At 62.3% G+C, this 13,150-nt stretch carries 11 protein-coding genes; 3 read left to right on the plus strand and 8 right to left on the minus strand.

Features of this window, described 5'->3' with window-relative positions:
• Positions 1-31 precede the first annotated feature (31 nt).
• The 3 genes from IB277_RS34545 to IB277_RS34555 are packed head-to-tail and all read left to right on the plus strand — an operon-like array spanning position 32 to position 3,500.
• On the plus strand, positions 32-1,399 hold the full coding sequence (locus IB277_RS34545) for a uracil-xanthine permease family protein (protein WP_192372892.1): 1,368 nt from the start codon (positions 32-34) through the stop codon (positions 1,397-1,399).
• Positions 1,396-2,796, plus strand: a complete 1,401-nt coding sequence (locus IB277_RS34550) for an amidohydrolase (protein WP_162728687.1) — start codon at positions 1,396-1,398, stop codon at positions 2,794-2,796. The genes IB277_RS34545 and IB277_RS34550 overlap by 4 nt, the downstream gene beginning before the upstream one ends.
• Positions 2,793-3,500, plus strand: coding sequence for a sulfite exporter TauE/SafE family protein (locus tag IB277_RS34555; protein ID WP_060521236.1), 708 nt, complete (start codon positions 2,793-2,795; stop codon positions 3,498-3,500). The genes IB277_RS34550 and IB277_RS34555 overlap by 4 nt, the downstream gene beginning before the upstream one ends.
• A 42-nt stretch (positions 3,501-3,542) precedes the next feature.
• Here the strand turns inward: IB277_RS34555 and IB277_RS34560 are convergent, their stop codons facing one another.
• The 8 genes from IB277_RS34560 to IB277_RS34595 all read right to left on the minus strand — a co-directional run bounded on the left by IB277_RS34560 (position 3,543) and on the right by IB277_RS34595 (position 13,137).
• Positions 3,543-4,787, minus strand: coding sequence for a DUF2325 domain-containing protein (locus tag IB277_RS34560; protein WP_192372894.1), 1,245 nt, complete (start codon positions 4,785-4,787; stop codon positions 3,543-3,545).
• 333 nt (positions 4,788-5,120) lie between these two features.
• Entirely contained in the window at positions 5,121-6,017 is an 897-nt protein-coding gene (locus IB277_RS34565) for a LysR family transcriptional regulator (protein WP_034791732.1), read from the minus strand.
• Between the two features lie 57 nt (positions 6,018-6,074).
• The gene (locus IB277_RS34570) at positions 6,075-7,607 is read right to left on the minus strand and encodes an ABC transporter ATP-binding protein (protein ID WP_060582858.1); all 1,533 of its coding nucleotides are present in this window, start codon (positions 7,605-7,607) and stop codon (positions 6,075-6,077) included.
• A 5-nt stretch (positions 7,608-7,612) separates the two neighbouring features.
• Positions 7,613-8,545, minus strand: a complete 933-nt coding sequence (locus IB277_RS34575; RefSeq protein ID WP_060582833.1) for an ABC transporter permease — start codon at positions 8,543-8,545, stop codon at positions 7,613-7,615.
• Positions 8,546-8,624: 79 nt separating this feature from the next.
• A complete protein-coding gene (locus IB277_RS34580) occupies positions 8,625-9,719 on the minus strand; it encodes an ABC transporter permease (protein WP_051659225.1) in 1,095 nt (364 codons plus the stop codon).
• A 67-nt stretch (positions 9,720-9,786) separates the two neighbouring features.
• The gene (locus IB277_RS34585) at positions 9,787-10,776 is read right to left on the minus strand and encodes a BMP family protein (RefSeq protein WP_192372896.1); all 990 of its coding nucleotides are present in this window, start codon (positions 10,774-10,776) and stop codon (positions 9,787-9,789) included.
• A 54-nt stretch (positions 10,777-10,830) separates the two neighbouring features.
• Complete coding sequence (locus IB277_RS34590; RefSeq protein ID WP_192372898.1) at positions 10,831-12,126, minus strand: amidohydrolase family protein; 1,296 nt, start codon at positions 12,124-12,126, stop codon at positions 10,831-10,833.
• 222 nt (positions 12,127-12,348) lie between these two features.
• Positions 12,349-13,137, minus strand: coding sequence for an aldolase (locus IB277_RS34595; protein WP_192372961.1), 789 nt, complete (start codon positions 13,135-13,137; stop codon positions 12,349-12,351).
• Positions 13,138-13,150: the final 13 nt, after the last annotated feature.

Genomic DNA, 13,150 nt, shown 5'->3' on the forward strand with positions numbered 1-13,150 from the left:
AACAGCTTGAGGAGGCCGGGAGGAGGAAAACATGCAGAGTGACTTGAATGGAGTGGTCGAACCCGTCGATGAGGGGCTGCCGCTTCGCAGCCTGTTCCTGTTTGGCCTTCAACACGTGCTGGTGATGGCCGCGTCTCCCATCACCGCCGTCTTTCTTGTCAGCAAGGCCCTTGGGTTTTCGGACGGGGTGACAGTCTCGCTCATCAGCGCAACCTTTTTCGTCTGTGGCCTTGGCTCGATGCTCCAGAGTTTCGGGCCAAAGGGGTTTGGTGCACGCCTGCCCTTCGTGATGGTGCCGGGAGGCGCGCCAATTGCCATCTTTCTGGCGATCGCCCAGCAGACGGACATCCAGACAGCCGTCGGTGCCGTCATCGTAACGGCTCTCTTTTACTTTCTGGCGCTGCCGGTCTTCCGCAGGCTGCTGCGTTACTTTCCGCCGATCGTCGTTGGAACGATGCTGTTGCTGGTCTCCGTCAATCTTGTGCGCATCTATGGCGTGACCATCACCGGAAAGCCTGGCAGCGAGGGCTTCGCAGCGCCCGTCGAGGTCGGACTGGCACTGATCACCATCATCCTTACAGTCGCTGCCGCGCGGGTCTTTTCCGGAACGCTCCAGCGGCTCGCCGTCATGCTCGGACTGGTCGGCGGTGCGCTCGTCGCGCTCGCCATCGGCCACATGGATCTGTCGGGTGTGTTCACCGGGCCGGTCATCGCCGTTCCGCAATTATTTCCCTTCGGCATGCCGAAGTTCGACCTCGTCGCAGCCATCCCGCTGATCGTGTTCTCGATCATTTCCATGGCGGAGGCGACCGGTCAGACGATCGCGACGGCTGAAATCGTCGGCCGCCGGGGAGATGCCCATGCGATCGTGCCTTCGACCATCCGCGGCGATGCACTGATGTCGCTCGTCGGTGGCCTGTTCGGCACATCGCTGATCATCACCAGCGGCGAGAACGTCGGTATCGTGCGCGCGACCGGCGTCAAGTCTCGCTATGTGACCGCGATGGCGGGCGCCATCCTCGTTCTCATCGCGCTCTTCGCCCCGATTGGCCGGATGGCCACGGCTTTGCCTGAGGCCGTCGTCGGCGGCACGGCAGTCATCGTGTTTTCGATTATTGGCGTCATCGGGATCGACCTCCTGCGTCGCGTCGATCTGCGCGAACATGGCCCCATGTTCACCCTCGCGGCCGCCCTCTCGATGGGTCTGCTGCCGATCCTGGTGCCCGGTGTCTACAGCCAGTTTCCGCAATGGACGCAGATGATCCTCGGCAACGGACTTGCCGCAGGCACGATCACCGCCGTCGTCGTCAACGCCATCTTTTCACATTGGGGCCAAGCCGGACGATCCGAAATTGCGGCGGCGCCCCTGCAATCCACCACTCAAGGAGCAAGCGAGTGAGCGCAATCCGCCAACAACTATCGACCGCCGGCGACCTCATGCTGCGCCCAGGACAAGTTCTTCTGCCGGATGGCCCGCGCACCGGAAAAGCCATCGTCGTGCGCGATGGCGTCTTTCAGCGCATCGATACCGTGGAAGCGATCGCCCGGGACTTCCCCGAGATTGTTCCGATCGACCTGCCCAACCATCTCCTGATGCCCGGTTTCGTCGATACCCATACGCACCTGACCCAGTCGCTTGGCAAGGCCCTCGTCTTTGGAGAACCGTCGGAAATCTTCCGGCGGATCTGGGTGCCGCTGGAAGGCAGTCTCAACGAGCGCATGGTCTATCTCTCGGCAAAGCTTGCCGCATTGGAAGCGCTGCGTGGGGGGTTCACGACCGCCGTCGATGCCGGCACCCGCTCAAAGGGTCATGTCGGCGCTCTGGTGCGGGCTGCAGGGGAGGTGGGGCTTCGCAGCGTCGTCGGCTTTATCTGCAACGATCTTTCGGGAAGTGCGCAGATCGCCGAACCCGGCGTCATCCTGCGCCAGGCGGAAGAGCACGTCTCCACCTACAGGCAGGACCCGCTGATCCATCCCTCGCTGGCGATTTCGATCCCGGAGGCCGCAACTGACGGAATGCTCAAAGCGGTTTCCGAATTGGCAGCCGCGTCCGGGGTGGTGTTCCAGACCCATGTCAACGAACACCTTGTTGCCGTCGAACGCTCGTTGGCAGCGAAAGGATTGCGACCGATCGAGCACCTGGCGCATCTGGGCGTTCTTGGCCCTCAGGTCCTCCTCGCGCACGCGACGCTCGTCACGCCGCATGAACTCAATCTTTTGCGCGAGACAGGAACGGCTGTCGCTTACAATCCCGTCGCCACCCTGTGGAAGGGGAATGCCGTCGCACCAGCCCTGCAAATGGCAGCGCTCGGCATGCGGTTCGGGCTCGGAACGGACGGAACCCGCGCCGACGCGTTCCGTCTGATGGACGCGGCCGAGGGCCTCCAGCGCGCGGGGTTTGGTCTTGCAACGGGGGATTCTTCCTGCGGCGGTGGCTGGCTGTGGCTCGACCGGGCAACATCCGGCGCCGCAGACGCCGCAGGCCTGTCTCATGTGACCGGCTCGATCACCGAAGGTCTTGCCGCCGACTTCCTGCTCGTCGACCTCGATCGGCCCGAGTTCACGCCCTCGCACGATCTGACGTGGGAGCTTGTCCGCTACGGCAATCGCGATCAGATCGACGCGGTCTTTACCAGCGGCCAGCTTCGGCTTTGGCAAGGCTGGCCGATTGATTGGGACGCCCGGGCACTGCTCGAAGAGGTGAGAGGCGAAACGACGACCGCCATTGCCGAAGCGCCGATCCAGCGCATTCATCCGCTCTCCGAAGCACATCGCCGCCTTGGACAATACCGATGAGTTTTGGTCTTCTTGCCGTTCTGGCTGCCGTGACATTCGTTTCGGCCTTCATTCAAGGGGCGCTCGGCATTGGCTTCGCCCTGATCGTCGCGCCGATCGTCGGTATGCTGAAGCCCGATCTTCTGCCGGTGACCCTGCTTTTGCTGATGCTGCCGCTCAATCTACATGTGGCAGCGCGAGAGCGTGCCCATGTCGACTGGTCAGGCGCGACCTGGATCACGATCGGACGCTTCGCGGGAACGTTTGCTGGCCTTTGGCTGCTGGCAGCGCTTTCGATCGAACAACTGGATCTTGCCGTCGGTGTGTTCACGGTGGTCGCAGCCGTCACCGCGCTCATAGCCCCGCCGTTCACGCCGAACAGGCCGAGTGCGCTCGGGGTCGGATTGTTTACGGGCGTCACCGAAACTGCCACGGGTATCGGCGGCCCGCCGCTTGCGCTGCTCTACCAGCATGCCAAGGCGCCGGTGCTAAGGGCAACGGTGGCCCTTTGCTTCTTCGTCGGCGAGGTCATGTCCCTCGTCGTGCTGGCCATATCCGGGCGCGTTGGGTCAGAGCAACTGCTCGTCGCCCTCTACCTGACGCCGGCGGTTCTGCTCGGAAGTGCGGTCTCAAAGCACGTGCATGGCCGCATCGGCGGCCGCGGTCTTCGGATCGCCGTTCTGGGCTTTGCCATCGTCAGCGGGTTGTTCCTTATCGTCCGGTGAACGACGCTCTCTCGTTAACCGGCCGTTGGCAGACCACCGGAGCTAGAAACGTCCATAGGCGCCGCCGGCGCCGCTGATGGCCGTGAGGAAACTGGCAAGTCCGGCAGAGCGAAGCGGCAGGTATTGTTTTTGCTGCTCGCGGCAAAGGCGTTTGACCAGGCCCACCGCCGTGTGACTGATGTGATCGACCGGAAAGAGGATCGTCGCTGCCTGCCCGACGAGGGCGGGCAAGAGCGTCGTGCTGTCTTCCATGCCTCCGTCGTGGAGGAGGAGGTCGATGTTGCGCACTCTTGCGTAGGCTCGAAGATGATCAAACAGATTGCGTCGGCCGCCGACATAGAGCACGGGGCCGCTGAGCTGTGCGGGCGGCGCGCTGCCGTCGTCTCTGAGCTGAGCTGTGATTGCCGTCTCGAGGGCTTCGTTTTCGCGTAGGACCGCGTAACGCAGATCCTGCATCTGCTCCAGTTCCCGCTGAAGGGCATCGGATTTCTCCTCAGACGCGGCAAGGCGCTGGGCGAAGGCCTCGTTGCGCGTCACGTCCGCTTCGTTGCTTGCGGATAGACCCCTCGTGCTTTTTGCAATGCGCGCCAAGGGTGCGACCGACGCGGCGATTGCTTCGGCGTGGATCGCTCTCTCCTCCAATTGCCGGAGGCGCTGTTGCAAGGCGATACGCTCATCGGCGGCCGCCTTCAGACGCGTCTCCTGCCGGGCGGTTCGTTCGCGTTCCTGTTCGAGTTCCCTTTCCAGCTCTGTCAGCCGTGCGATGTCGAGCCGACTTGCGCTGCCGACAAGGTGCGACAGCATATGCACTTCTCCGAAGATCTCGCGCATTAGTGCTGGCGATGTTCCCGGATGGCTCATCAGTGCCCAATACGGGCCGGCGATGTCGCCGCGCTCGAAGGAATTGCGCCAGATGTTTCGGAGTTCGTCTTGATCGGCCTGCCGGGGAATGCGCTTGATGCTGCTCTCGTGGCGCTTGTCGAGCGCCTTGTTGAGCAACTTTGCCGCCTGATCCCGTTGACCAGCAAGCCACACGCCTTGACCGTGCAGGGTATGGTCCGTCGCAGTGCGCACATCGTCTTGTCCGGTCCTGATCAGGACCTGGCGCAATTCTCCCGCCGTCAGGCAGGTGCCGATGATCGAGCAATGAAATGTCGAGGCAATGTCCCAGGTCCGCAAGCGATGGGCATTGATCTTGGGTGTGTGGCCATCCGGGGATGCAGCGAAGGACAAGGCTGCGGCAGCAAGGGGGACACCGTGGGATTTGAGACGGGGCAACGTGGGCATGGGCGTTCCGGAGCTAGGGCAGTTGCTGGCACTTCGCGACGCGGCCGTCCGCATTGCACATCCGCGAACGGGCCTTTCATCACAGGTAAACCCAATTATCGTTATGTTTCAAGAAATATAACGATGAGGGAAAACGCGCGCCCGAACGGGAACCACAGAATTCCCGCGCAGTTTTCGTCATTGCGTCGTTCAGCGAACAAACGTGCATGTCTGAAACGGAGCGCTGCCAAGGGGTTTCCCACACAGCAATCGGTGTGAGTTCAAGCCTTTGCGCGTAGGAGAAAAGTGCCCGGACGGCGCTGGGCAGCGAGACGACCGGCCGTTTCCCAGGCCTCAGACCTGTTTCGCAACGCTGGCGATGAAGGCCGCTTTCAGATGCTCGGCGGCGGGCGAAAGGCTGTGGTGGCGCCGTTGAAGCAAAGAGACGTCACGCATGACGATGGGGTCAATGAGATCGACTGTCGTTACACCGACGGCCGAGGCGAGCTGTCCGGAGTTTTCCGGTAGCACCGAAACGCCCATTCCAGCGGCAATCATGCTGATCGCCGTTGTCGAAAAGCGTACCTCGTACTTTGGCCGGTAGTTCGGCACGACGCGAATGAGGTTGTGCTCGACGATGTTGCGCAAAGGGTTGGAGGCGGCAAGCGTGATTAGCGTCTCGTCCTTGAGCTCGGCCCAGCGCACGGATTTGCGCTTGGCAAACCGGTGATCCTCGCGGCAGACGAGCATCAGTTTGTCGCGCAGCAGCGGGGTGGCGGCGATTTCGGGGTCTTCCTCCGAAAGGGTGCCGACGGCGATATCGACCTCGTGGCGCTTGAGCGCCGGGGTTATCTGCTCTTCCGGCATGTCGCGAATGTTGACGGAGATCTCCGGATACTTGTTCAGGAATCTGGCGATGATCGGCGGTACGACCGTTGCGGCAAGCACGATCGCCGCGGCGATCGTCACTTGCCCACGCTTCAACGAAGCGTTGTCGCGCACGTCGCCAACGGCAAGCTCGAGGTCCTTCATGATCTTGCGCGCCTGGGGCAGGAATTCCTGGCCGACCAGGGTGAGGGAGACCATGCGCGTGTGCCGGTCGAACAGGCGCACGCCGATCTCCCGTTCCAGATCCCGGATGAGGATGCTGACCGCGGACTGGGTGAGATGGAGGTTGCGTGCGGCGATGTTGAACTGGCCGAGCTCGGCCACAGCAATGAAGGCCCTGAGTTGCCGCAGGGTTATGTTCATATACGCGCGGCCTCCCGTTACATCGCTCCCATCAAAGCCTGCCAGACCTCGGCTTGTCTACCCCGCAAGTGCGGCTTGCTCTTTGTTGCCGGCCATGAGCAGGCCGAGTTCGTCGAGACGGGCGCGGTCGGGCGGCAATTCGCCAAGGATTTCGCCGTGGAACATGACGACGATGCGGTCGCAGATTGCAAACAGCTCCTCGAGTTCCGTGGAGATCAGCAGGATGGCGCGGCCGCTGTCGCGCTGGCGCAGCATCTCCTCCATCACGAACTCCATCGCGCCGATATCGATGCCGCGTGCGAGCTGATTGACGAGGATGAAATCGGGATCGCGCGCCAGCTCCCGCGCGACGACGAGCTTTTGCTGGTTGCCGCCTGAAAGTGCTGCGATCGGCTGGTTCTCGTCCCGGCTCTTCACGCGAAACCGCTTGATCAGGTCGCGGGTGTGCTCGCCGATGACCTTGCGGTTGAGCATGCCCCCCGTCGCGAACGGTTTTCGGTCGTAACGCTGCAGAATGGTGTTTTCGCTGAGCGACAGCGGCAAGACGATGCCGTGCTTGTGGCGGTCTTCCGGAATGTGGGAAAAACGCCTGGCATTGATTTCTGCCGGGTCGAGCCCGGTTATATCGTTTCCGTTGAGAACGACGCGCCCGGAATCGACCGGCAGCAGGCCGGAGAGCGCGAGCGATAGTTCCGTCTGGCCGTTGCCGGATACGCCTGCTATGCCGACGATTTCGCCGGCGCGTACGTCGAGGCTCACGCCGCGCACGGCCGGAAGGCCGGTCTCGGCGCGGCAGGTGAGGTTTTCCACCGAGAGCACGATGCGACCTGGCGGTTTGGGGCTGCGCGGCAGCTCCATGCGCACCTCACGACCGACCATCATGCGCGCAAGCTCACGCGCATTTGTCTCCCCGACCCTGACCGTATTGACGACGCGGCCGTCACGCATGACGCTGACGCGATTGCTGACCCGCATCACTTCGTCCAGCTTGTGCGAAATGAAGACGACGGTCTTTCCATCCTTCACCAGATCACCCATCAGCGAAAGGAGGCGGTCGGTCTCTTGCGGGGTGAGAACGGCGGTCGGTTCGTCAAGGATGAGCAGGTCGATACCGTGGAATAGCACCTTCAGGATTTCCACCCGCTGCTGCTCGCCGACCGAGAGGTCTTCGACGATTGCGTCGGGACGCACGTCGAGGGCGTAGCGCTCGGAAAGCGCGCGGATCTTTCGGTGGACCTTGTCGATATCGGATATGACGCTGAGCGCCGAACCCTGGCCGAGGATGTAGTTTTCTGCCACGGTCAGGTTCGGTACCAGCATGAAGTGCTGGTGCACCATGCCGATCCGCTGGCGGATCGCGTCGCGTGGGCTTGTAAAGCGCACCGATTGTCCCTTGTAGACGATCTCGCCTTCATCCGGCCGGACCATGCCGCAGATCATGCTCATCAGCACGCTCTTGCCGGCGCCGTTTTCGCCGAGCAGCGAATGGATCTCGCCTTCCTCGATTTCGAGCGAAACGCCGTCGCTGGCGATGATAGGGCCGAAACGTTTGCGGATATTGTCGATGCGCAGGAACGGTTTTGCCGACATGTCGATCACCTCATCTCGTAGGGCTGGCCAAGGTTGCTGGGTGCGGCACCCTTGCCGCGGAAGGCGACGAGCGTGACGATCGTCATGATGTAGGGAAGCGCCTGCAGCACTTGGTAGGGCACGACGATCGATGCTTGCGCCTGGAGCATGAGCTGCAGGGCGTAAAAGAGGCCGAAGAGCAGCGAGACGAAGAAGGCGCCGATCGGCGACCAGCGGGCGAAGACCACGACGGCAAGGGCGATGAAGCCGCGGCCGGAGGTGATGCCTTCGACGAACTGGTTGGAATGGCCAAGCGTGAGGAACGCGCCACCGAGCCCTGCAAGCCCTGTACCGACGAGGACGGCGGCATAGCGGTAGCCGACGACACTGCGACCGGCGACGTCGACGGCCTTCGGGTGCTCGCCGACGGCGCGAAGCGTCAGGCCGAAGGAGGTGCGGTAAAGCACCAGAGTGGCGAGGAGGGCGACCAGCACGGTCGAATAGACGATGAGGTTCTGGCGGAAGAACGCTTCTCCGAGAAAGGGCAGGTCGCTCAGCCAGGGTATGTGGACCGGCTGGGCGATCTCGATGCCCTTGCCGGTCGAAACGTAATAGGTGCGAAAGAGGAAGGCCGTCAGGCCCATGCCGAGCAGGTTGAGGGCCGCCCCCACCACGATCTGGTCCGCCTTGATGGTGATCGTGAAGACGGCGAAGACGAGCCCGAACAGCATGCCGCCGGCAACGCCGGCCAATAGCCCGAGCGGAATGTTGCCGGTGGCTGCGGCCGCAGCGAAGCCGCAGAAGGCGCCGACGAGCATCGTGCCTTCGAGCCCGATGTTGAGCACGCCGGCGCGCTCGGAAAAGACCTCGCCGATCGAGGCGAAGATCAGGGGGGTGGCAAGCCTCCAGGCGGCGCCGACGAGCGCTGCGAGAAAGGTGAGAGAAATCATGTCGTCCATGGGTTCGACCCTCCAGGAATATCGCCAAAGTTTTGTTTTCCCGCGGGCGGTCTACGGCGACGCGGGAGTTTCCATGCTTTCAAGCCACAGTCCTGAGGATGTCGCGCAGCTTTGCGAAGGCGACGACCGAGAGGATGACAATGCCCTGAATGACCAACACCAGGACCTGCGGGACCTGTGAGGTGATCTGGAGGACTTCCGAGCCGGAGCGAAGCGTCGCAAAAAGCCCGCCCGACAGGATTGCCGCCAACGGATTGTTGCCGGCCAAGAGCGCCACCGCGATGCCCTCGAAACCATAACCCGGCGAAATGTTCTGGTAGAGCCGACGTGTGACGCCCGCCACCTCGAAGGCGCCGGCAAGGCCTGCCATCGCGCCGCTGATGCACATCGCGATCATGACGTTCCTGGCGACGTTCATGCCGGCATAGCGGGCGGCATGCGGGTTGAGACCGACGACGCGCAGCGCAAAGCCGCGGCTGCTTCTTCGCAGGAAGATGTACAGCGCAACTGCCAGAACCACCGCAACGAGGATGCCGATGTGAAGCCTAAGGTCGGTTACCAGGCGTGGCGTCCAGGCTTCGCGCACCAGCCTTGCCGATTGCGGATAGGCGGCACTCGCATCGCGCATCGGACCGGTGACGAGATAGCTCGTGAGGATGAGGGCGATGTAGTTGAGCATGATGGTGGTGACGATCTCGCTTGCCTGAAAGCGCACCTTCAGATAGCCGGCTATGCCAGCCCAGGCGGCGCCCGCAAGCGCCCCCGCCAACATCACAAGCGGCGCATGCACCCAGACGGATAGGCCGTCGATGCTGGTGCCGACAAGGGTTGCGGCGATTGCGCCGACATAGAGCTGGCCTTCGGCGCCGATGTTCCAGATCGAGCAGCGAAACGCGACGCACAGCCCTGCACCGATCAGGATCAGCGGCGTCGCCTTCAGGAGAATTTCTCCGACCGAGCGTATGTCCTGGAACGAGCCGAAGACCATGACGGTGACGACGTCGCTGCCGTTGAAGCCGTTGAGCCAGAGCAGCAGGGCGCCGAAGGCGAGTGCGACGAGAACTGCCGCGATGGGTGTCAGGGCGCTGATCGCAGCCTGCGAGAGTGTCCTGTAGAAAGCTTGGGCTGCTTGAGAATTCACGGTCTCACGCACTCCCTGGTTTATCTCAGCCATGGGTGTGTCCATTGGTGTGATGCGGGAAGTGGCTGCGGCTGGATATCCCGTCGCAGCATGGAGGCAGCTATTCTGCGCCGGTCTTGATCTCGCCGGCGGCGATCTTGGCGCTGATTGCCTTGACCTCGGCGCGGATATCCTCCGGCACGGAGACCGGACCGTCGTCGCGGAAGGTAAACGAGATGACCTTCGGGTCCTTCAGGCCGAAAACCACGTTCTCCGTTGGCGGGTGGCCTTCCTTGATCGCGCGAACCACTTCGACCACGCCTTGAGCATAGTCGGCGACGTAGAGCCCGAGAATGTTGTTAGGGGCAACCTCGGTAAAGTCGCTGAAGATCGAGAAGGAGCGCACGTCCGGGCCGGATTCGGCAATCGCCTGGTAGCCGCCGACGGTGGCGCCGGAAGCGTTCGGTACGACGAAGTCAGCGCCTTGCGAGATCATGCTGAGCGCCGCTTCCTTGGCGGCGGTCGTATCGGTGAAGTTGCCGATATAGGCTTCGCTGATCGGGAAGTCCGGATTGATGCTTTTTGCGCCGTTCTTGAAGCCGGCGAATGCCTGCTGGATCGGCGGGATTTCCATGCCGCCGACAAGGCCGGCCTTACCGCCCATTTTCGCAGCGATCACACCCATCAGGTAAAAGGGCTGGCTGGTATCGGTATTGAGCCCGATGACGTTGCCTTCGTGGATCGCGCTCGACGAGATCAGGAAATAGGTGTCCGGATAATCGAGCGCGACATCGCGCGCGGCGTCCTGGAACTCAAAACCGTGGCCAAGGATGACCTTGTAGCCCTGGCTCGCATAATCTCGAAACGCCTTTTCGAAGGAGGCCGGGTTCTGCTGCAGCTCGACATAGCTGATCTTGGCGCCAAGCTGTTGCTCAACGCCCTTGAGCGCGTTGTAGCCGATCCGGTTCCATCCTTCTTCGGAAACGCTGCCGGGCACGAGAAGGCCCATCTTGAAGTCTTCGGCGTGCGCGAGGTCCTGCCAGAGTATTCCGGTCAGGGCCATTCCGATAGTGGACGCAAGCAGCAAACGACGTGAAATTTCAGTTATCATTTCATTCCTCCCATTAGATTGCAGTCCCAATCCCCCCGGAGCAGCCGTTCCCTTTTATGCGTTCTCCTTCAGGCGGATGTTTTCAGTAGTGCTCTGCGAGACCAGGCGCCCGTTCGAAAAGACGAAAGCCCGATCCGGCCCGCCGGCAATCAGCGTGTCGGTATCGAAGCAGTCGGTAATGACGAAGTCGGCGCGCGCGCCGGGTCTGAAACCGTAGTCCTTGCCAAGCCCCATCAGTCGGGCAGGGGCCGTCGTGATCATGCTGTGCGCAGCTGAGAGCTCGTCCCCGCGCAGATGGCCTGCAAGCAGTGTCCAGCGGGCGATTTCCAGCATGTCGCCCGAGCCGGTCGGAACGAACGGATCCTGGATATTGTCCGAGGCGGTGGCGATGGTGATGCCGGCGCGATGGAGTTCGGCGACACGCGTCAACCCGCGCGGCGGCAGCATCTCGTAGTCGCGGCCCTGTAGATAGAGATTTGCGGCCGGCAGTGTCACCACGCCGACATTCAGTTTGTCCAGGCGCTCGGCTATCCGCTGGAACTCCCGGCGCGGCAAGGCGCTCAACACCGAGACGTGGCTGAAGACGGTGCGCCCCTGCATGCCGAAGCGCTCGACGCGTTCGAGTGCGGCGTCGATGAGATGCACGCCGGCATTGAGGTGTTCGTCGAGGTGCAGGTCGATAGGCTTGCCGGATTTCACAGCGGCCGAAAACAGGATGTCGAGGTAGCGCGGCGGGTCCTCGGAAACGGCGGGCGTTCCGCCGACGGCATCGGCGAGCGCAACGGCGCCGTCGATGTTGTTGCCGAGCCACTCGAAGTCTTGGCCTGGATGCGGCGTCATGAAGGCGACGAGCTGAAGCGTGATGCGGTGCTTTTCGGCATCGCGAATGGCGGCCAGCGTCTCGATGCCATGGAAACCGGCATCCTTGTCGACGTTGATGTGGCTGCGGATCGCGGTCGTGCCGCGCGAAAGACATCGCCCGATTGTGCGCGTCGCGCGCTTGTGAATGTCGTCGGGGCCGGCGGTGCGGGCGTATTTCGCAAAGGCTTCGCGGGCGCCCTGGAGCGTGCCGGAGGGATTTGGCGTAAACCGCAGCACCCCCGTCTTGTCGAGATGCTGGTGCGCGTCGACGAAGCCCGGCGAAACGAGCATGCCGGAAATGTCTATGCAGGCGCCGCACGAACCGGTGTCGAGAAAGGGCTCGACGACCGTGATGCGCCCGTCGGCGCCGACGATAATGTCGCTTGCCGACTGCGAGCCGTCATCGTTTATGACGGTACCGCCCGTGAGGGCAAAGGACTGATCGGGGATCAGTCTTGCGAGCAACGCAGCTGGATTTTCACGTACCATGTCGTCCCCACCTTGTTGTTATGGCGGGAAACTAAGCACGCGCTTTTAATTCAAACAAATTCATTATTTCAATTATTTGATAAATGGATCGTATTAATTGTCGATCGCCAGGCGCCGATCGAGCATGGCCAACGTCACGGAAAGAGACGCCTGATCAACTGGTTGACCGGCGATCTGGAACGGGCCGATGCGATCGCTTTTGGCATCGGCCCTGGTTCGCATTCAGTGCCTGTATTGCGGTTCCTCGGCGTCGAGTTGCCGGCGGATGGCGGCAAGATGGGCCCGTGCCGACTCCGGGTCACCCTCGCGCATCTGCCGGTAAGCGGCCTCAGCGATCTGTGGGGCGGCGGGCAGGACTTCCCGTCCGGTGGACATCGCAAGCACCTGCACTTCGGCCGCCCGTTCCAGATAGTAGAGATCGTCCCAGGCATCGGCGATTGTCGGCGCCAGAACCAGCACGCCGTGGTGTTTCAGGAAGACGATATCGGCGTCGCCCGCTGCAGCAGCAATGCGAGCGCCTTCCCGATGGTCGAGGGCAAGGCCGTTATAGTTTTCGTCGACAGCGGTGCGACCGTAGAATTTCAGCGCTGTCTGGCCGGCCCAGATCAAGGGGGCGCCCTCGGTCATGGATAAGGCGGTCGCATAGGGCATGTGCGTGTGGAAGGCGACTTTTGCGCGCGGCAGCCGGCGGTGGATTTCGGCATGGATGTAAAAAGCGGTTGCCTCCGGCTCACCGTCACCGTCGATGACGGTGCCGTTGAAATCGCACACCAGCAGCTTTGATGCCGTCAGCTCGCGAAAGGCATAGCCGTAGGGATTGACGATGAAGAGATCGTCATGGCCGGGTACGACAGCCGAAAAATGGTTGCAGATGCCCTCTTCGAAGCCGTTGCGCGCCGCCATGCGGAAGCAGGCCGCCAGATCTTCCTTGGTGCTGCGGATGGCATCTGTGGAAAGGTTGGGCCGGTTCGACCGTGCCGCTTCGGTGCTGCTTTTCAGGGAATGCGCCATGAGTTGCTCCTGG

Source organism: Ensifer sp. ENS07 (assembly GCF_014852185.1).
GTDB lineage: Bacteria > Pseudomonadota > Alphaproteobacteria > Rhizobiales > Rhizobiaceae > Ensifer > Ensifer adhaerens.